Source organism: Streptomyces resistomycificus, from assembly GCF_001514265.1.
GTDB lineage: Bacteria > Actinomycetota > Actinomycetes > Streptomycetales > Streptomycetaceae > Streptomyces > Streptomyces resistomycificus.
In genome coordinates, this window is the sequence record NZ_KQ949001.1 from 227,076 (window position 1) to 247,007 (window position 19,932).

Sequence of the window (19,932 nt, forward strand, 5' to 3'; positions counted from 1 at the left end):
CGCTAGGAGGCATTCGCCCGCCTCACCAGGGAGATGGTCCGTTTTCGCACGGCATCACCGGTGCGTGGCGATTGACACTCTTCGGTGACTCTTGCGGGCTTTTTCCAGTACCTGTTCGGGGACTGCCGCCGGCGCCGGGCCTCATCGGTCCGGGGGTGGCCCGTCGATCGGCCGCCCGAGCACACCGGGCCGTCGCTGCCACGGCAGGGGTCCCGAGGGCGGGCGGTAGGCGACGCCCAGGGCGTCGAGCCGCCGGTAGTGCGTGGCCATCCGGCGTTCGAAGTCGGCGAAGTCCCGCTCCGCGGGGGCGGGCAGGGGGCTCCAGGCCACCTCGGCGAAGGCCACCAGGCGGGGGAAGGTCTGGTAGTCCACGCGTGCGTGGTCCTCCATCACCTCGGTCCACACGTTGGCCTGCGTGCCGAGGACGTGCCCGGCCTCCTCGGGCGTCAACTCCGGTGGAACGGGCTCGAACCGATAGACGTCCTCCAGGGTGCGGACGTACCCGATGGGGACCGGCTCGTCCGCGCCCGCGTCCTGCCGGTGGTCCAGGTACACCTGCTGCTCGGGGCACATGACGACGTCGTGGCCCGCGCGGGCCGCCGCGATGCCGCCCTCGTATCCGCGCCAGGAGGAGACCGCCGCGCCGTCGGCCAGGCCGCCCTCCAGGATCTCGTCCCAGCCGACGAGCCTGCGCCCGCGCGCGGACAGCCACTTGTCGAAGTGCCCGATGAACCAGGACTGCAACCCGTCCTCGTCCGCGAGGCCGAGTTCCCTGATACGGGCCTGTGCGGTGGGCGACCGCCGCCACTGGTCCTTGAGGCATTCGTCGCCGCCGACGTGGACGAAACGGGAGGGAAACAGCTCCAGCAGTTCCTCGAGGACCCCTTCGTAGAAGCGCAGGGTGTTGTCAGTGGGGGCGAGTACGTTCGGGGAGATGCCCCAGCTGTCCCAGACCTTGAGGGAGGTCGTGTCGATGACGTCGGTGTTGCCGAGTTCCGGGTACGCGGCGATGGCGGCCTGCGAGTGGCCGGGTACGTCGATTTCGGGGACGACGGTGATATGCCGCTCGGCGGCATAGGCGACGATCTCCCGGATGTCGTCCTGGGTGTAGTGACCGCCGTGCGGCTTCTCCTCCCACAGCGGTGATGCCCCGTGGCCGAATTTGGTGCGGGCCCGCCAGGACCCGGTCTCGGTCAGCTTCGGGTATCGCCTGATCTCGACCCGCCAGCCCTGGTCGTCCGTCAGGTGGAAGTGGAGGACGTTGAGTTTGTGCGCGGCCATCAGGTCGAGGTAACGCAGCACACCGTCCTTGGGCGTGAAGTGCCGGGCCACGTCGAGCATGAGGCCGCGCCAGCGGAAGCGGGGGGCGTCCTCGATCACGACCATCGGCACGAACCACTCGCGGCGTGCCGGGTCGATGGGCGCGCGCCGGTAGGCGTCGGGGCCCATCAGCTGACGGAAGGTCTGCGCGCCCCAGAAGACGCCGGCCGCGCTGCCACCGTCGATCCGGATCGCGTAGCCGTCGATGACGACGCGGTAGGCCTCCTCCGCCATCCCGGGGTCCACGCGCAGCACGATGCCGTTGTCCTCGCGGCCCTCGGCGAACGGCAGGCCGGTGGCGGCGCTCAGCGCGTTGCGCAGCCAGAGCGCGACCCGCTCGGTGCCGGGCTCCGCGTACAGCACGGTCTCCTCGTCCAGGGGGAACGCCCCCGGCGTCGGCGGCACCCACCAGCCCTTGCGGGGAGCCGGAATCACGTCCTCGAAGCCCATGTGCTCAGTCCTTGACCGCTCCGCCCAGTCCGGAGACCAGGCGTCGCTGTACGAGTACGAAGAAGATCAGCACCGGAATCGTCATCACCGTGGAGGCGGCCATGACGCCGCCCCAGTCGGGGTCGTCCGGCTTGTAGAAGACCAACAGTGCCATCGGCAGAGTGGACTGCGAGGTGTCACTGATGATGAAGGACTTGGCGAACAGGAAGTCGTTCCAGGCCGAGATGAAGGAAAAGACGCTCGTGGCCACCAACCCGGGGAAGACCAGCGGGAAAAGGATCTGCCACAGGAATCGCGCACGGCTCGCCCCGTCGATGTACGCGGCCTCCTCCAGCGCCTCCGGCACGGCTTTCACGAAACCGCGCAGCATCCAGATCGCGAAGGGCAGCGAGAAGGCGATGTGCGGCAGGATCAGCGAACCCAGCGTGTTCAGCTGTCCGAAGTCCCGCATGAGGAAGAACAGGGGGATGGTCAGGGCTTCCACGGGCACCATCTGGGCCACCAGGAACATGATCAGCAGGGTGGTCCGGAAGCGGAACCGGAATCGTGTCACGGCGGTCGCCGCGAGAAACGCGATCAGTGCCGAGACGATCACGACACTGCACGCCACGACAAGGCTGTTGATGAAGTAGCGGCCGAATTCCTGCTGCCCGAACACGCGCCGGAAGGAGTCCAGGGAGGGTGCGAGCGTCCAGGGTCTGGGCTCGCTCGACTCGATCTCGCCGGCCGGTTTGAAGGCGCTGAGCACCATCCAGTAGAGGGGGAAGGCGACGGCCACCGCGGTCAGCAGCGCCGAGGCGTCGGCGGCCAGCCGCCACGGGCGCCGCACCCGCAGGCGTGGAAGATTCACAGTTCCTCCCCCTGGCGGCGCAGCAGCCGCAGGTACCCGAGCGTGACGGCGAGCAGGATCAGCAGCATGACCACGCCGATCGCGGAGCCGAGGCTGTACTGCGAGGACGCGAAGGCCTGCTGGTAGGCGTACACGTTCAGGACCAGGTTCTGGCCGGCGATGCCGCCGCCGTTCGTCATGACGTAGATCTGCGTGAAGACCTTGAAGTCCCAGATCACCGACTGGATGGTCACGACGGTCAGGATCGGCCGGAGCATCGGTGCGAGGACGGAGCGCCAGATCCGCCACTGCGAGGCGCCGTCCAGGGCCGCGGCCTCCAGCACCTCGCCCGGCACCGCGCGGATCCCGGCGTACACGGTGACCATGACGAACGGGAAGGAGCACCACACCACTTCGAGCAGGACGAGGAGGAAGGCGCTGTAGCGGCCGTACGTCCATGAGTGGTCGCCGAGCCCCAGGACCCGGTTGACGGGCCCGAAGTCCGGGTCGAACAGGAGCAGCCACACCGTGGAGCCGGTGACGGCCGGGGTCGCCCAGGCGCCCAGCGCGGCCATCATCAGGACCAGCCGGGGCAGGGCACGCACGCGCGTGAGCAGGACGGCGAGCGCGCAGCCGACCGTCAGCGTCGACGCGACACAGGCCGCCGCGAAGACGACCGTCGACAGCAGCACCTGCCAGAACCGGTCGTCCCCGAGGAGCTCGGCGTAGTTGCCGAACCCCTCGAAGGTGGTCGGTTCGCCGCCGCTGACCTGGGCCTGGGTGTACCGGAAGAAGGAGATCAGGCCGAGTTGGTAGACGGGGTAGACGAGCAGCCCGCCGAGGACGACGAGGGCGGGGGCGAGATAGAGCCAGGGTGCCTTCCGACTTTGCATGCCCCCACTCCCCCGGGGGCGCGGGGAACCGCGCGACCAGCCCCTCACAAGCCGCGGCGGCCGGCGCCCCGCAACCCCAGAGCTCGCGGGCGTCACCGGCGTCACCCGGCGGAGCCGAACGCGTCGTTCATCTTCGCCGCCGCGTCCTTGGAGGCCGCCGCCACGTCCTTCCTGCCGCTGATGACCTCCTGGAACATGGTCGGCAGGACCAGCGAGGAGTCGATCCGGGACCAGGCGGGCGAGGCCGGGACGAACCTGGTGCCGGCGCCGAGGGTCCGGACGAAGGGCTTGACGAACGGCTCCCTCGCCGCGACCTGCTGCCGCACGTCCCCGAAGGTCGGCAGGAAGCCCATGGCGTCGAAGAGTTCGGACTGCGTCCTCTTGGAGGCGAGCTGTTCCATCAGTTCGACGGCGAGGGAGCGGTGCGAGGTGCCCTTCAGTACGCCGATGTTGTTGCCGCCGGCGAAGGCCGGGGCGATCGAGCCCGGGGTGACCCCCGGCAGCGGCACCACCGCGTACTTGCCCTTCACCTTCCCGGCCTCGACCGCGGTGTGGCTGAAGTCGCCGCCGATCGCCATGGCCGCCTTGCCGGCCGCGAACGCGGTGACGGTGTCGTTGCCGCCCATCCCGGCGCACTTGGCGGCGGGGCAGTTGTCGTCCCCGAAGAGGGAGGTGTACGCCTTGATGCCCTTCCGGGCGGCCGCGCTGTCGATGGTGGAGGCGTACGACCCGCCCTTGCCGGTGGCGAGTTCGCCGCCGTTGGCCCAGACGAAGGGCATCGCACCGTAGGTGTAGGCGCCGCCGACCACCAGGCCGTACAGGTCGGGCTTCGCGGCGCGGATCTCGCGGGCCGTGGCGGCCAGTTCGGTCATCGTCTCCGGGACCTTCAGGCCTAGTTCCCCGAAGACGTCCGTGCGGTAGTAGAGGGCGCGGACGCCGACGTAGAGCGGGGCGCCGTAGAGCCTGCCGTCCACGGTGACCGACTGTCTGGCGGTGGGGTCGGTGTCCTTGGCCTCGCCCCAGTCGCCGAACTCCTCGGTCACGTCGAGGAGTCCGCCGTCCTTCACGTAGCCGGCGGTGTCGGTGTTGCCGTACTCCATGACGTCGGGAGCGGACTTCGGGTCGTTGAAGGCGGCCTTGACGCGCTGGGCGCGGGTGTCGACCGGGATGTACTCGACGTCGACCCGAGTGCCCTCGTGGGCCTTCTCGAAGGCGGCGACGACGGAGTCGACGACCTTCTCCTTCGGCTTGTTGCCGACCTCCTGGAAGAGCCAGACCCGCAGGGTGCCGCTCTTCTCGTCCTTGTCGGAGGCGGCGTTGTCGGACGTCCGGGGGGCGCAGGCCGTGACGACGAGGGCGGCCAGCAGGAGGGCGGGGAGTCGGGGGGAGAGCTTCATGGAGTGATCCTCCGAGGCGCGCGTTGCAACATATGCAATGACGGTTTCGCTCTGCACAACACCACGGAGGCTAGGGACTACATGAACATGTCCACAAGAGGTCTCAACCACTTCGTGACACGCGAACGGCCCCCGGTGCGCGCGTCAGCGCGCCCCAGGGGCCGTCATCGCCTCGAACGGGCCGGTGGCGTCCCGGCCTCAACCGGACCGGGCTACTTGTCGCCGCCCTTGCCCTTGTCGCCGTCGCCGCCGGCGCCCATGGACTCGTAGATCTCCTTGCACATGGGACACACCGGGTACTTCTTCGGATCGCGGCCGGGCACCCACACCTTGCCGCACAGCGCCACGACGGGGGTCCCGTCGAGGGCGCTCGCCATGATCTTGTCCTTCTGGACGTAGTGGGCGAAGCGCTCGTGGTCACCGTCGCCGTGGGACACCTGTGGCGTCGGCTCTACGAGGGTCCCCGTACCAGTCCCGCGCTCGGGCTCAAGAGTGCTCATAAACGCAAGGGTACTGAAGCTCACACGCATCAGTTGAGCGAAGGGTCGTCCGGGTACGTGGCGACCATCGCCAGCTCGTTGCGCTGACGGCGCAGGACCTCGCGCCAGAGTCTCTCCGGGGACGGCGAGGAGACGTCGCCGGGCTCGGACTCCACGACGTACCAGGCACCCTCCACCAGCTCGTCCTCCAGCTGGCCCGGGCCCCAGCCGGCGTACCCGGCGAAGATCCTCAGGGAGCCCAGCGCCGAGGCGAGCAGTTCCGGCGGGGCCTCCAGGTCGACCAGGCCGATCGCTCCGTGCACCCGGCGCCAGCCCAACGGTGCCCGGTCGACGGAGCCGCCGCCGGGGATGACGGCCACCCCGAGGGCCGAGTCCAGGGAGACCGGGCCACCCTGGAAGACGACACCGGGTTCACCGGTCAGGTCCGCCCAGCCCTCCAGGATGTCCCCGACGTCCACCGGGGTCGGGCGGTTGAGGACGACACCGAGGGAGCCCTCCTCGTCGTGGTCGAGAAGGAGCACCACCGCACGGTCGAAGTTCGGGTCCGCCAGGGCGGGGGTCGCCACGAGCAACCGCCCTGTGAGCGAGGACACCTCGGTCATGCCAGACATGATCCCGCATCTTCCCCGGGCGTGGGGAGCCAATGCGGGTTCGCGAGTGAATGCAGCTCAGGGCGCACCGATGCGCCGCACGCGCACGCCCCCCGCCGGTGACCCCACGTGCCCGAAGCGGAACGGTTCGTGTTGTGACACAGCTATGACGGACCTGGGCGGTCCTTGGGCTTACGGAATGGGGGTGGGCGGCGACTACCCTTTCCCTTCTGGCCCTGCCCCACTCATCGGAACGCGAGATACATGACCGTCAACGACGATGTCCTGCTTGTCCACGGCGGAACCCCGCTGGAGGGCGAGATCCGTGTCCGCGGTGCGAAGAACCTCGTACCGAAGGCCATGGTCGCCGCCCTGCTGGGCAGTGAGCCGAGTCGACTGCGCAACGTTCCGGACATCCGTGACGTTCGTGTCGTACGCGGCCTGCTGCAACTGCACGGGGTGACGGTCCGTCCGGGTGAGGAGCCGGGCGAGCTGGTGATGGACCCGACCCACGTCGAGAGCGCGAACGTCGCTGACATCGATGCCCACGCCGGGTCGAGCCGTATCCCGATCCTCCTCTGCGGTCCCCTGCTGCACCGCCTCGGGCACGCCTTCATCCCCGGGCTCGGCGGCTGCGACATCGGCGGCCGTCCCATCGACTTCCACTTCGAGGTGCTGCGGCAGTTCGGCGCGACGATCGAGAAGCGGGCGGACGGGCAGTTCCTGGAGGCGCCGCGCAGGCTGCGCGGCACGAAGATCCGGCTGCCTTACCCGTCCGTCGGCGCGACCGAGCAGGTGCTGCTCACCGCGGTGCTCGCCGAGGGTGTCACCGAGCTCTCGAACGCGGCCGTGGAGCCGGAGATCGAGGACCTCATCTGCGTCCTGCAGAAGATGGGCGCCATCATCGCGATGGACACCGACCGGACCATCCGCGTCACCGGTGTCGACCGGCTCGGCGGCTACAACCACGCCGCCCTCCCGGACCGCCTGGAGGCCGCCTCCTGGGCGTCCGCGGCGCTGGCGACCGAGGGCAACATCTACGTCCGCGGCGCCCAGCAGCGCTCGATGATGACGTTCCTGAACACCTACCGGAAGGTCGGCGGCGCCTTCGAGATCGACGACGAGGGCATCCGCTTCTGGCACCCGGGCGGACAGCTGAAGTCCATCGCCCTCGAAACGGACGTGCACCCGGGCTTCCAGACGGACTGGCAGCAGCCGCTGGTGGTGGCCCTGACGCAGGCCACGGGCCTGTCGATCATCCACGAGACGGTGTACGAGTCCCGGCTCGGCTTCACCTCCGCGCTGAACCAGATGGGTGCGCACATCCAGCTGTACCGCGAGTGCCTGGGTGCCTCGAACTGCCGCTTCGGCCAGCGCAACTTCCTCCACTCGGCGGTCGTCTCCGGCCCCACCCGGCTCCAGGGCGCCGACCTGGTCATCCCCGACCTCCGCGGCGGCTTCTCCTACCTCATCGCGGCCCTGGCCGCCCAGGGCACGTCCCGCGTCCACGGCATCGACCTGATCAACCGCGGCTACGAGAACTTCATGGAAAAGCTGGTCGAGCTGGGCGCGAAGGTCGAACTCCCCGGCAAGGCCCTCGGCTGACCGTCTCTCAGCCGGGGGCGGCGGCTGACCGTCTCTCAGTCGCTTCCCTGTTCGTTCGTACGACGATGGGGCGGCCACCCTCACCGGGTGGCCGCCCCATTCGCGTTGCTGAGCCTCGTACGCAGGTCCCGTCGCGTACGCGAAGGCTTACTTGCCCTTGGCGGCTTCCTTGAGCTTGCTGCCCGCGGAGACCTTGACGCTGTAGCCGGCCGGGATCTGGATCGGGTCGCCGGTCTGCGGGTTGCGCGCGGTGCGAGCGGCACGGTGGGTGCGCTCGAAGGTCAGGAAGCCGGGGATGGTGACCTTCTCGTCGCCCTTGGCGACGATCTCACCGACGGTCTCGGCGAACGCGGCCAGAACGGCGTCGGCGTCCTTGCGGGTCACCTCGGCACGGTCGGCCAGCGCGGCCACCAGCTCACTGCGGTTCATGTTGTTACTCCCGTGTTCTTCTTGCTGTTGAGGCGTGCCACGCGGCGGAGCCGCATATTGGGCACAGCGAAGTCGATGCTGCCAGGGCCCTCGGACAGTCGCAGGACCCGGGTCCGTCGTCAGACCCTCGCGCCCAGAGACGCATCCTGCCCCTACCTGCGGCGGGAAAGCCAATCCGGCACCCCCAGGAGTCGCGAGAACACCCGTGGGTGTCACACGAAAAGAGGGGCGGAGCCTGGCCGACACGATAAACGTCGGCCAAGAGGGCCGGGTTCCACGACGCGCCGGTATCAAGCCCGTCGTGGCAATCCTCACAGCCGGCCCGCTCCCGCGCGAGCCCGGGCGGTTTACGGGGCCACGCCCGCCGCCTTCGCGGCCTCCCGGACGGCGCCGGCGACCGCGCCCGCGACCTTGTCGTTGAAGACGCTCGGGATGATGTAGTTCGGGTTCAGCTCGTCCTCGGTCACCACGTCCGCGAGGGCCTTGGCCGCCGCGATCATCATGTCGGTGTTGACCGTGCGGGACTGCGCGTCCAGCAGACCGCGGAAGACACCCGGGAACACCAGCACGTTGTTGATCTGGTTCGGGAAGTCGGAGCGGCCGGTGGCGACGACCGCCGCCGTCAGACGGGCGATCGCCGGGTCGACCTCGGGGTCGGGGTTCGCGAGCGCGAACACGATCGCACCCTCGGCCATGGCGGCCACGTCCTCGCCGTCGAGGACGTTGGGCGCCGACACGCCGATGAAGACGTCCGCGCCGCGCACGGCCTCCTTCAGCGTGCCCGTCAGGCCCTCGGGGTTGGTGTTGTCGGCGATCCAGCGCAGCGCCGAGCCGGGGGCGGCGTCGACGAGGTCCTCGCGGCCGGCGTGCACCACACCGTGGATGTCGGCGACGACGGCGTTCTTCACGCCCGCCGCCACCAGCAGCTTGAGGATGGCCGTACCGGCCGCGCCGGCGCCGGACATGACGACCCGGATGTTCTCGATTGCCTTGCCCGTGACGCGCAGTGCGTTCGTCAGGGCGGCGAGGGTGACGATCGCCGTGCCGTGCTGGTCGTCGTGGAAGACGGGGATGTCGAGGGCCTCGCGCAGCCGGGCCTCGATCTCGAAGCAGCGCGGCGCGGAGATGTCCTCGAGGTTGATGCCGGCGAACCCGGGGGCGATCGCCTTCACGATCTCGACGATCGCGTCGGTGTCCTGGGTGTCCAGGCACAGCGGCCAGGCGTCGATGCCGGCGAACCGCTTGAAGAGGGCCGCCTTGCCCTCCATGACCGGCAGAGCGGCCTTCGGGCCGATGTTGCCGAGGCCCAGCACGGCGGAGCCGTCCGTCACGACCGCAACGGAGTTGCGCTTGATGGTGAGGCGGCGGGCGTCCTCGGGGTTCTCGGCGATGGCCATGCAGACGCGGGCGACACCCGGCGTGTAGATCATGGACAGGTCGTCACGGTTGCGGATGGGGTGCTTCGACGCCATCTCGATCTTGCCGCCGAGGTGCATGAGGAACGTACGGTCGGAGACCTTGCCGAGGGTGACGCCCTCGATGCCGCGCAGCTGCTCGACGATCTCGTCGGCGTGCGCCGTGGAGGTGGCCGCGATCGTGACGTCGATGCGGAGCTTCTCGTGGCCGGAAGCCGTGACGTCGAGGCCGGTCACCGAGCCTCCGTGGGACTCGACGGCCCCGGTGAGCAGGGAGACCGCGGTTCCGCTCGCGGGCACCTCCAGCCGGACCGTCATCGAGTAGGAGACGCTGGGCGCCGTTGCCATGGCCGACTTCCTCTGCTTTCACCTGTGCCGCTGGATCCGTCCGATCGTCGCACCTACCGCCGGGTAGGCGGTAGCCGGGCCGAATTGCGATCGTATTGTTCGCCGGACGGGTCGCGGCCGAGGGCAAGAAAGAGACCCACGTCACTCGGTGACGTGGGCCTCTCGAACGTTCAGTGACACCGACCCGCCATGCTCGCCTCGCGGCAAGTGGTCGCTCGTAGCGACGAAGGTTGGGCCCGGGGGCTTGGATCGGGCCGGTGCCACACCCAGGCTAACAAACGGATCCCATATGGCCATTCCCGTCTCGCAAGTTCGTTGCGAGAGCCACCCGGTCAGTCCCTGAGAAGGTCCGGGACCCCCTCGGCGTCCGGCACGTCCCGGTCCGCCGACACCACCGTGAGCTGCTGGGTCGCCCGGGTCAGGGCGACGTACAGCACCCGCAGGCCGGCCGGGGACTCGTCCGCGATCTCCGCCGGGGAGACGACGATGGTGGCGTCGTACTCCAGTCCCTTCGCCTCCAGGCTGCCGAGCGCCACCACCCGGTCGCCGAGCCCGGTGAGCCAGCGCCTGGCCTCCTCGCGGCGGTTCATGGCGACGACGACGCCGACGGTGCCGTCGACGAGGTCGAGGAGCCGGGCGGACTCGGCCCGGACGGTCGCGGCGAGGGAGTCCCCCACGACGGCGAAGCGGGGCCGCACGCCGGTGGAGCGGACCGCCGTCGGGGACTCGGAGCCCGGCATGGCGAGGGCGAGCACCTTGGCCGCCAGCTCCGCGATCTCGGCCGGGTTGCGGTAGTTCACGGTCAGCTGGAAGCGGCGGCGCGGGCGGGTCCCGAGGGCCTCGTCGCGGGCCTGGGCCGCCTCGTCGGGGTCGGACCAGGACGACTGGGCGGGGTCACCCACGACCGTCCAGGTGGCGTGCCGGCCCCGGCGGCCGACCATGCGCCACTGCATCGGCGTGAGGTCCTGGGCCTCGTCGACGATGACGTGGGCGTACTCGGTGCGCTCCTGGGCGAGCCGCTCGGCCCGCTCGCGCTGGGTCTCCTGGCGGACCGGCATCAGCTCCTCGAGGCCGCTGAGCTGGTCGAGCGGGTCGAGCTCGCGCTTGCGGCGGGGGCGGGCCGGGGAGCCGAGGAGCGACTCGAGCTCGTCGAGCATCGCGATGTCGTGGACGGACAGGCCGTCGCGTCTGAGGGAGCGGGCGACCCGGCGCACCTCGCCCGGGTTCAGCACCCGGCGGGCCCAGCGACCCAGGCGCCGTTCGTCGGCCATGGCGGCGAGGACCGCCTTCGGGGTCAGCTCGGGCCACCAGCCGTCGAGGAACTCGATGAAGCTGTCCTCGGAGCTGACGTCCTCGTCGAAGGAGGAGCGCAGCTCGGCGGCCAGCTCCGGGTCGCTGTGCCGGCCGCCCGCGCCGGACCGCGCCCACAGGGCGTCCAGGAGCAGCCTGCGGGCGCGGGGCCGGAGCAGGTTGACGGGCGTGGTGCCGCCGAGGGCGCTCTCGCGGATGCGGTCCAGCTCCCGCGCCTCCAGCTCCAGGCGACGGCCGAAGGCGACCACCCGGAGCCGGGTGGGCGGACCGGCGGGGGCCTGCGGCACCGGGCCCGAGCCGCCGTCGGAGGCATCGTCGGGGCCGTCGCCAAAGGCGTCGTCGGGGGCTTCGTCGAAGGCGAGCTGTCCGGCGCGGGCACCCGCGCCCGTGTCGGCGGCCCGGCCGTGTTCCGGGGCGCCCGAGCCCAGCTCCAGGGCTCCGCGCGCCGCCTTCCGCAGGACCTTGAGCATGCGGTACGAGCCCTTCGCCCGGGCCACCGCCGGGGAGTCGTACAGCGTGGCCTCCGCGCCGTCGACGAGCGAGCCGATCGCGCGGATGGCGACCTGGCCCTCCTCGCCGAGGGAGGGGAGGACGCCCTCGGTGTACGCGACGAGCAACGGGGTCGGGGAGACGATGAGGATGCCGCCCGCGTACCGGCGTCGGTCCTGGTAGAGCAGGTAGGCGGCCCGGTGCAGGGCGACGGCCGTCTTGCCGGTGCCGGGGCCGCCCTCGACGTAGGTCACGGAGGCGGCGGGGGCGCGGATGACGAGGTCCTGCTCGGCCTGGATGGAGGCGACGATGTCCCGCATGGTGTGGGTGCGGGCCTGGCCGAGGGCGGCCATCAGGGCGCCGTCGCCGATCACGGGCAGTTCCCGGCCGTCGAGGGAGGCCGTCAGCTCGGGGCGCATCAGGTCGTCCTCGACACCGAGCACCTTGCGCCCCTTCGAGCGGATGACCCGGCGGCGGACGACCCGGCCCGGTTCGACCGGGGTGGACCGGTAGAACGGCGCGGCGGCGGGCGCCCGCCAGTCGATGACCAGCGGGGCGTACTCCTGGTCGAGGACGCCGATACGGCCGATGTGCAGGGTCTCGGCGATGTCGGCGGTGTTGTCCTCCCGCACGGCGCCTTCGGCGGGTTCCACGGCGGTGTAGGCGCCGTCCGGCCCCTTCTTGCCGTCCTTGCCCGGCAACAGGTCGATGCGGCCGAAGAGGAAGTCCTCGAACTCGTTGTTGAGACGGTTGAGGTGGATGCCGGCCCGGAAGACCTGCGCGTCCCGTTCGGCGAGTGCGCCGGGCGTGCCGACCTGGCCCCGCTTGGCGGCGTCGTTCATGAGGAACTCGGCCTCGTGGATCTTCTCCTCGAGGCGCCGGTAGACCCGGTCGAGGTGTTCCTGTTCGACGCTGATCTCTCGGTCCCGCACGGAATCGTGCGTGGAAACCTCAACCGAGTCGACCGCGGTTTGCTGCTGAGCCTGAGCGGCCACCGGGCCCCCTTCTGACGTGCTGGGCAGCCGTCAACCGTACGCGAAGGGGGCCCCGGGAAGCTATGTGCGCGCGCTCAGTGGTTCACACGTCACCCTTGACGAGCACGTCGCCGTCCAGGGTCATGACCTCGAAGCCCTTGATCTCGTCCGGGACGAAGGACGCGCCGCCGACGATGTAGAGCGGGTTCTTGGCCTTCTCGGTCTTGCCGTCCGGGAGGCCGTAGCCCCACTTCGGGACGGACCAGTTCGAGGCGGTCACCCGCTCGCCGTTCTCGCCGACGAAGATCAGGGAGCACTTGATCGGGCCCTTGACGCCCTTGAGCTCCAGGACCGACTCGGTGCCCCAGTCCTTCTTCTGCAGGGCCACGGTCGCGCTCACGCCGGTCGACGGGTCGGTCGCCGAGACCTTGTCGTCGATGTCCGCGAAGAGGCTCTTGGCGGGGGTCGCCGCGAGGGTCGCGTTGGTGCCGCCGGTGCCGCCGGAGTCCTCACCGGTCGCCCCGACCGCCACGAGCGGGCCGCCGATGATCAGCGCGGCCGCGGCCGCCACCAGGTAGAAGCCCTTGCGGCGCTTCTGGGCGCGGCGCTCGGAGACCTCGTCGACGAGCTTGTTCACCAGCCGGGGGGTGGGCCGGGCCGAGAGCGACTCGCCGATGGCGGGTGTGCCGGAGCCCGGCAGGTCCGCCAGGGCGGCCAGCATCGGCTCCATTCCGGCGAGTTCGTCGAGCTGCTGGGCGCACCATTCGCAGGTGGCGAGATGTGCTTCGAAAGCGGTTGCTTCGGCGTCGTCAAGGATCCCGAGGGCGTAGGCGCCGACGGTCTCGTGTTCGCTCGGACCCGGAGATCCCATCATGGGGCCAGACATACCCGAACCACCCGTACCGAATCCCTGTGATCCCCCGTAAACACTCATCACGCCGTCACCCCCCGCTCCTCCAGTGCGAGCTTCATCGACCGCAGGGCATAGAAGACCCGCGAGCGGACGGTGCCGCTGGGTATACCCAGGGTCTCTGCCGCCTCGTTGACGGTACGCCCCTTGAAGTACGTCTCCACGAGCACCTCCCGGTGAGCCGGGGTCAGGTCGTCGAGCGCGTCGGACAACGTCATCAGCCACAGCGCCTTGTCGATCTCGTCCTCCGCGGGGATGACCTCCAGCGGCGACGGGTCGACCTCCTGCGGCCGGGCCTGCCGGCTGCGGTGGCCGTCGATGACGATGCGGCGTGCGACCGTCACCAGCCAGGGGCGTACCGATCCGGTAGCTCGATTGAGCTGTCCGGCGTTCTTCCAGGCACGGATGAGCGTCTCCTGCACGACGTCCTCGGCGCGCTGCCGGTCTCCCGCGACCAGCCGGAGCACATAGGCGAGCAGGGGTCCGGCATGTTCTCTGTAGAGCGCACGCATGAGCTCCTCATCTGGTTCCGAGGGCTGGGACATGCGATGTCGGGCCCTCGATCCACGTTCATTGGCCACGACGGAATCCTTGCGCACGCCCACCTCCGATGTCCGGGGGTTCCCCCAGTCGGTCGCTCGACCACGGGTACGGACGCGGGGAGTTGGATGTTCAAAGTGGTGTGACAGTTTTCTCGTGGGTGACGTGACGAGGCGGGACATGAGGGCACATTCCCGCCGCGTGATCTTTACATTTCCGACACAACGGCAAGATCACGCCAGCTGCCCTCGGGGTTCCGAAAGTAAACGACGTGTAATCGAAATCACTTCGACAGTCGCTCCACAGAAGGCACATAACGGACCCTCAGGTGCGGGCGAGTGCCGCCCGACGCCGGTGCCGGGCCACTCTTTCGCGGTTCCCGCAGACCTCACTGGAGCACCAGCGCCTCCTGCGCCCCCGTGACGAATCGAGGTAGACGAGGGGACAGTTGTCCCCTTCGCACTGCCGCAGCCCGGCCCGCGCGACCGGGTCCGTGAGCAGTTCGACGACGTCCCGGGCGACCGCGCCGAGCAGCGCCGCGCACTGCGGTGGCCCGTCCAACTCCCGGACCAAAGTGCCGTCTTCGCAGGTCACGGCACGCGGAGCCGGAGGTGCGGCACGAGCGGTCTCGTTGACGCGGGCGAGCGCGAGATCGTACGGCCGCCCCTCGGGCGCGAGCCCGCCGGGTACCAACTGGCCGATAAGCGAACGCAGTTCATGAAAGCCGACGATCCAGGACGGGTCGGCGTGGGCCAGCCCGGTACCCGCCGGGACGAGTCCCGAGCCGGTGATCCAGGCGCGCAGCACCGCGACGGAGTCGAGGCGTTCGAGGGGGTGGGTGGTCGCGAGGAGGTCCAGGCAGATCCGCCCGGAATCGAACCGCAGCTCGTACGCGGCCGTGGCCGTACCCAATGCCATGTGCCTGTCACCGCCTAGGGGTCACCCCGGTGAGGAACCGTTACCTCTTACAGTGCCTGCCCGCTCCGGCCGCCGGAACCCCTCGTACCGGCGGTAAGCGGAGCGGGGTCGACGCGGGCGTAGGGGGACGCGGGTCTCGTTGGTGCGTGGCCGCTGACGGCGGTGGCGGCGTGGCAGGGGCGCGCGGCGGCGTGCAGCCGGTGGACGCGGACGGCGCCGCAGGGGTGCGCGGCGGCGTGCCGCCGGTGAGCGGGGACGGCGTGGCAGGGGTGCGCGGCGGCGTGCCGCCGGTGAGCGGGGACGGCGTGGCAGGGGCGCGCGGCGCCGTGCCGCCGGCGGGTGTGGGCGGCTCTCGTCGGCTACCGACATCCGTGGGTGGCGTGGAGCGCGGTACGCGGCGCTGCCGACGGTGGCGTCGGCCGCTCCGGCACGGACGCCAGTGCCGTACGGCCGCTTCCGACGCCCGGCGGGCTCCCCGGAGCGCCTCGTTGGACGCCGTCGCCTACTCCTCTAATCCTCCGCGTACTTCGCGTCCGCCGCCGGGTCCAGCGCCAGCCGGTAACCCCGCTTCACCACCGTCTGGATCAGCTTCGGGGCGCCGAGGGCGGTCCGCAGGCGGGCCATCGCGGTCTCCACCGCGTGTTCGTCGCGGCCGGCACCCGGCAGGGCGCGCAGCAGTTCGGAGCGGGCCACCACCCAGCCCGGGCGCCGGGACAGGGCCCGCATCAGGGACATGCCTGCCGGCGGTACGGGCTTGAGCTCCCCGTCGACCAGGACCGCGTGGCCGCGGATCTCCACACGGTGTCCGGCGACCGGCAGGGTCCGTGCCCGGCTGGGCAGTTCCTGGCACAGGAGCTGGACGAGCGGGCCGAGCCGGAAGCGCTCCGGCTGGACCGTGTCGACGCCGCGGGCCTGGAGCGGCAGCGCGGTGACCGGGCCGACGCAGGCCGGCAGGACGTCGTGGTTGAGGGCTTCCAGCAGCTCGGGCAGCAGGTTGCGGTCCTCGGCTCGGGAGAGCAGCGAGGCGGCGGCCGGCGCGCTGGTGAAGGTGAGGGCGTCCAGACCGCGCGAGACGGCGGCGTCCAGAAGGCGGTCCATCGGCGCGATGTCCTCCGGCGGCATCCACCGGTAGACGGGCACGCCCACCACCTCCGCTCCCCCGACCCGCAGCGCCTCCACGAAGCCGGGCAGCGGCTCACCGTGCAGTTGTACGGCAATACGGCGGCCCTCGACGCCCTCTTCGAGGAGCCGGTCGAGCACCTCGGCCATGGACTCGGAGGACGGCGACCACTCCTCCGTGAGGCCGGCGGCGCGGACCGCCCCCTTGACCTTCGGGCCGCGCGCGAGCAGCTCGACCCCGCGCAGCCGGGCGATCAGGTCCTCGCCCAGGCCCCAGCCGTCGGCGGCCTCGACCCAGCCCCGGAAGCCGATCGCGGTCGTGGCGACGACGATGTCGGGTGCCTGGTCGATGACCTCCTTGGTCGCGGCCAGCAACTCGCTGTCGTCGGAGAGCGGCACGATGCGCAGGGCGGGGGCGTGCAGAACGGCGGCTCCGCGCCGCTGCAGCAGCGCGCCCAGCTCGTCGGCCCGGCGCGCGGCCGTCACTCCCACGGTGAATCCCGCCAGAGGGCCATGGTCAGGTTGCTGCTGTTCGTCGTACATAACTCTCGTCCCGCAGTCGGATTCCGCGCACCTACACCGGGTGCTGTTGCGCCTGCATGCCGACCGAGCCTGTCAACGGCTCGTGACAGGCTCGGTTCGGCTTCATGTCGCCAGTGTTACGTCACACCTCCGCGTAGCTGAGCTGCGGCTTCGCCTCGGAGGAGGCGGTGGTGGCGGGTACGCGGCCCGCCGGGCGGCGAAGGTATACGGCCCAGGTGACCACGAAGCAGACGCCGTAGAAGGCCAGGAAGGTGACGAAGGCGCCGGTGCCGGAGCCGTAGGAGAGGAAGGACTGGCGGAAGGCGAGGTTGATGCCGACGCCGCCGAGTGCGCCGACCGCGCCGATCAGGCCCATGGAGGCACCGGAGAGGCGACGCCCGTACGCGGCGGCCTCCTCGCCCTCCAGCCCCTTGGCCAGGGCCTTCGCCTGGAAGATGCCGGGGATCATCTTGAACGTCGAGCCGTTGCCGAGGCCGGTGAGGACGAACAGCACCACGAACGCGACGGTGAACAGGGCCAGCGACTTCTCCATGCTGGCGGCGATGAGGACTCCGGTCGCCACGGCCATGCCGACGTAGTTGTACAGCGTGATCTTCGCGCCGCCGTGCTTGTCGGCCAGCCACCCGCCCAGGGGCCGGATCAGGGAGCCGAGCAGCGGGCCGATGAAGGTGACGTACGCCGCCTCCAGCGGGGTCCGGCCGAACTGGTTGGTCAGCACCTGCCCGAAGGCGAAGCTGTATCCGATGAACGAACCGAAGGTGCCGATGTAGAGGAAGGACATGATCCAGGTGTGCGCGTCCTTCGCGGCGTCCTTCGCGGCGCCGGTGTCGTTCTTCACGGACGCGATGTTGTCCATGAAGAGCGCGGCGAGGACGGCGGCGACGACGATGAACGGGATGTAGATCCCCAGCAGCACACGGGGGCCGCCACTGGCACCGATGATCGCGAGAGCGGCCAGCTGGATGACCGGGACGCCGATGTTGCCGCCGCCCGCGTTCAGGCCGAGCGCCCAGCCCTTCTTGCGAAGGGGGAAGAAGGCGTTGATGTTGGTCATCGAGGAGGCGAAGTTGCCGCCGCCGATACCGGCCAGCAGGCCGACCAGCAGGAAGGTGTTGAAGGAGGTCCCCGGCTCCATCACCGTGAACGCGGCGACGGTGGGGATGAGCAGGAGGGCGGCGGAGACGATCGTCCAGTTCCGGCCGCCGAAGATCGCGATGGCGAAGGTGTACGGGACCCGGACGACGGCCCCGACCAGCGTCACCATCGACGTCAGCAGGAACTTGTCCGCGGGCGTCAGCCCGTACTCCGGGCCCATGAAGAGCACCAGCACGGACCACATGGTCCAGATCGAGAATCCGATGTGCTCGGAGAGGACGGAGAACAGCAGGTTCCTCTTGGCGACCTTCTCGCCGGTCTCGTTCCAGAAGGTCTCGTCCTCCGGATCCCACTGCTCGATCCAGCGGCCGCCCCTGCTCGAGGGGGCGGGGGCTGTACTAGGGGCTGTCATGACGCCTCCACGGGGCTCCGGGACTAGGTGGTGCTGTGCGCGACAAGCGGTGATGTATCCCGAAGGTAGGGAGGGCGCGTTTCCTGGCTGTGGCGACGGGTGACCAAAAAGGAACTTTGCTCTCACCCTGCCCGATCGCGGGATGAGAGGTTCCGGTGTCCCACGTTACGAACAGCTCCCCTCGCCTCCCGCCCGGAGATGCGGGGGTTGCGTCACACACCCGCGCCACCTATCGTTTCTCGATAACATCGATAATCGATAAGTGAGGCGGGGGCGCCATGACCGAAGACCGAAGGATGCTCGAACCGATGGCCACGATCGTGTCCGTCGTCCTGCGCGTCCTGCTGGCCTTTCTGACGGCCGGGCTCGTCTACTCGGTCATCCACGGCAGCTGGGGGGACCTCAACGTCTGCGTCACCGACGAGTCGGCCACCAGCTCGGCCACGGCACACTCCTTCACCCCCGAAAGCGGGGCGCAGGTCGACTCGGTCCCCCGCTACTGCGCCGAGTCACCCTCGGCACACCTGCGCCTCCTGAACGAACTCGGCGAGCTGCCGTCGACACTGCTGCTGATCAGTGGCCTCGCCTTGCTGCACCAGCTCCTGCAGGGCGCGGCGAAGGACGGCGTCTACACCGCGCGGACGGCGTCCCGGCTCCGCCTGCTCGGCTGGTGGCTGCTCGCCGGGAGCCTGGCCGTCGCGATCATCGAGGGCAACGCCCGAGCGGCCCTGCTCGCGGCACTGGCCAAGGGCGAGGACTTCACGGCCGGCGCCTGGCTGGACCTGTGGGCGCCGCCCTACCTGGCCGTTCTGACCGGCCTCGGTCTGCTGACCTTCGCGCGGATCACCCGCGCCGGGACGTCGATGCGCGAGGATCTCGAAGGGGTCGTCTGATGGCCGCCGCCGACGAGCACGAGGGTCATGACATCGAGGTGCACCTCGACAGGCTGCTCAGCGAGCACGGCATGACCCTCACCGAACTCGCCCACCGCGTCGGCGTGACCAACGTCAATCTGTCCGTGCTCAAGAACGGACGCGCCAAGGCGATCCGCTTCACCACTCTCACCCGGATCTGCGAAGTCCTGCAGTGCCAGCCGGGGGACCTGCTCAGCCACCGCCCCAAGACCGACCAGACACCATCCCCCTGAAGACCTGAAGACCTGAAGACCTGAAGAGGAGACCCCTATGTTCGGCGTCATGGATACGGGTACGAAGATCGCGATCGCGGTCGTCCTGGCCGTCATGATCACCGCGGCGATCATCGCGGGCCGCTGGCTCACCCGCCGCTGAGTCCCCCTCCGTCGGCGTACGCGATGCGGGCGTACGCCGACTCGACCTGAACCGCGCGCTCTTGACGCGCCATCAGATACAAAACGGAAGCGACGGCCACCACTTGGCCGTCGCTTCCGCGTGGGTCTTGCGGAGTTGATCTCGGCCGTCCTAGTGTTCGATCCGATCAAGCGGACCCGTCTGTCGTCTCGCCGCTGCGGTCGGCACTGCCGCCCGCTTTCCCCTACGGCCTTCCGACGGATCACGCCAGTGCGTCACGCCCCCTTGCGTGGACGCCGCGCACAGACACCTTTCGCCATCCGGCCTCTCTTCCCATGCCGGAATCTTCCCTTCACCCTCCCCGCATGCTTTGTCATGCCCGCTTACCTGTGAGTGCGGAATGAACAGACGGATATGGACGACGGTTGTCACCACGGTGATGACCATGGCCCTCGGCGCGATCCCCGCCCACGCTGTCACGACGGCGAGCATCACCGCGGTGGCCGGCACAGCCCAGGACGACCCGGCCGGGACCGCCACGGCGGACGACCCGATCGACCCGCCGTTGTATGACGAG

The 19,932-nt window shown here is 69.9% G+C and carries 17 protein-coding genes; 3 read left to right on the forward strand and 14 right to left on the reverse strand.

Features of this window, described 5'->3' with window-relative positions; all coding sequences use genetic code 11:
• Window positions 1-141 precede the first annotated feature (141 nt).
• The 6 genes from AQJ84_RS33890 to AQJ84_RS33915 form a co-directional block, all read right to left on the reverse strand.
• The gene (locus AQJ84_RS33890; protein ID WP_030042588.1) at window positions 142-1,770 is read right to left on the reverse strand and encodes a beta-N-acetylhexosaminidase; all 1,629 of its coding nucleotides are present in this window, start codon (window positions 1,768-1,770) and stop codon (window positions 142-144) included.
• A gap of 4 nt (window positions 1,771-1,774) precedes the next feature.
• Entirely contained in the window at window positions 1,775-2,620 is an 846-nt protein-coding gene (locus AQJ84_RS33895) for a carbohydrate ABC transporter permease (RefSeq protein ID WP_053191136.1), read from the reverse strand.
• Window positions 2,617-3,492: a carbohydrate ABC transporter permease gene (locus tag AQJ84_RS33900; protein ID WP_030042590.1), complete on the reverse strand. Its 876-nt coding sequence runs from the start codon at window positions 3,490-3,492 to the stop codon at window positions 2,617-2,619. The genes AQJ84_RS33895 and AQJ84_RS33900 overlap by 4 nt, the downstream gene beginning before the upstream one ends.
• Before the next feature lie 101 nt (window positions 3,493-3,593).
• A complete protein-coding gene (locus AQJ84_RS33905) occupies window positions 3,594-4,889 on the reverse strand; it encodes an extracellular solute-binding protein (protein ID WP_030042591.1) in 1,296 nt (431 codons plus the stop codon).
• 212 nt (window positions 4,890-5,101) lie between these two features.
• A complete protein-coding gene (locus AQJ84_RS33910; RefSeq protein WP_078632165.1) occupies window positions 5,102-5,389 on the reverse strand; it encodes a DUF3039 domain-containing protein in 288 nt (95 codons plus the stop codon).
• A 29-nt stretch (window positions 5,390-5,418) separates the two neighbouring features.
• Window positions 5,419-5,991, reverse strand: a complete 573-nt coding sequence (locus tag AQJ84_RS33915; protein WP_030042593.1) for a YqgE/AlgH family protein — start codon at window positions 5,989-5,991, stop codon at window positions 5,419-5,421.
• 252 nt (window positions 5,992-6,243) lie between these two features.
• Between AQJ84_RS33915 and murA the strand changes: the two genes are divergently transcribed.
• Window positions 6,244-7,584, forward strand: coding sequence for a UDP-N-acetylglucosamine 1-carboxyvinyltransferase (gene murA, locus AQJ84_RS33920; protein ID WP_030042594.1), 1,341 nt, complete (start codon window positions 6,244-6,246; stop codon window positions 7,582-7,584).
• A 147-nt stretch (window positions 7,585-7,731) separates the two neighbouring features.
• Here murA and AQJ84_RS33925 read toward each other — a convergent pair whose 3' ends face one another.
• The 8 genes from AQJ84_RS33925 to AQJ84_RS33960 all read right to left on the reverse strand — a co-directional run bounded on the left by AQJ84_RS33925 (window position 7,732) and on the right by AQJ84_RS33960 (window position 18,087).
• A complete protein-coding gene (locus AQJ84_RS33925; protein WP_007382399.1) occupies window positions 7,732-8,013 on the reverse strand; it encodes an HU family DNA-binding protein in 282 nt (93 codons plus the stop codon).
• 347 nt (window positions 8,014-8,360) lie between these two features.
• Window positions 8,361-9,776: an NAD-dependent malic enzyme gene (locus AQJ84_RS33930; RefSeq protein ID WP_030042595.1), complete on the reverse strand. Its 1,416-nt coding sequence runs from the start codon at window positions 9,774-9,776 to the stop codon at window positions 8,361-8,363.
• 332 nt (window positions 9,777-10,108) lie between these two features.
• Window positions 10,109-12,571: a HelD family protein gene (locus AQJ84_RS33935; protein ID WP_053191134.1), complete on the reverse strand. Its 2,463-nt coding sequence runs from the start codon at window positions 12,569-12,571 to the stop codon at window positions 10,109-10,111.
• Between the two features lie 82 nt (window positions 12,572-12,653).
• Window positions 12,654-13,484, reverse strand: coding sequence for an anti-sigma factor family protein (locus AQJ84_RS33940; RefSeq protein WP_037803659.1), 831 nt, complete (start codon window positions 13,482-13,484; stop codon window positions 12,654-12,656).
• A complete protein-coding gene (locus tag AQJ84_RS33945) occupies window positions 13,484-14,005 on the reverse strand; it encodes a sigma-70 family RNA polymerase sigma factor (RefSeq protein WP_010039908.1) in 522 nt (173 codons plus the stop codon). The genes AQJ84_RS33940 and AQJ84_RS33945 overlap by 1 nt, the downstream gene beginning before the upstream one ends.
• A gap of 319 nt (window positions 14,006-14,324) precedes the next feature.
• Window positions 14,325-14,918 carry a CGNR zinc finger domain-containing protein gene (locus tag AQJ84_RS33950; protein ID WP_030042597.1) on the reverse strand — a complete coding sequence of 198 codons (594 nt, stop codon included), beginning with the start codon at window positions 14,916-14,918 and terminating at the stop codon, window positions 14,325-14,327.
• A gap of 510 nt (window positions 14,919-15,428) precedes the next feature.
• Window positions 15,429-16,580 carry a uroporphyrinogen-III synthase gene (locus AQJ84_RS33955; protein ID WP_030042598.1) on the reverse strand — a complete coding sequence of 384 codons (1,152 nt, stop codon included), beginning with the start codon at window positions 16,578-16,580 and terminating at the stop codon, window positions 15,429-15,431.
• A gap of 121 nt (window positions 16,581-16,701) precedes the next feature.
• The gene (locus AQJ84_RS33960; RefSeq protein ID WP_030042600.1) at window positions 16,702-18,087 is read right to left on the reverse strand and encodes a nitrate/nitrite transporter; all 1,386 of its coding nucleotides are present in this window, start codon (window positions 18,085-18,087) and stop codon (window positions 16,702-16,704) included.
• A gap of 278 nt (window positions 18,088-18,365) precedes the next feature.
• Between AQJ84_RS33960 and AQJ84_RS33965 the strand changes: the two genes are divergently transcribed.
• Together AQJ84_RS33965 and AQJ84_RS33970 are read left to right on the forward strand one after the other, a co-directional pair.
• On the forward strand, window positions 18,366-18,980 hold the full coding sequence (locus AQJ84_RS33965; RefSeq protein ID WP_030042601.1) for a hypothetical protein: 615 nt from the start codon (window positions 18,366-18,368) through the stop codon (window positions 18,978-18,980).
• Window positions 18,980-19,234, forward strand: a complete 255-nt coding sequence (locus AQJ84_RS33970; protein ID WP_030042602.1) for a helix-turn-helix domain-containing protein — start codon at window positions 18,980-18,982, stop codon at window positions 19,232-19,234. Before AQJ84_RS33965 ends, AQJ84_RS33970 begins: the two co-directional genes overlap by 1 nt.
• The last annotated feature ends 698 nt before the right edge of the window (window positions 19,235-19,932 follow it).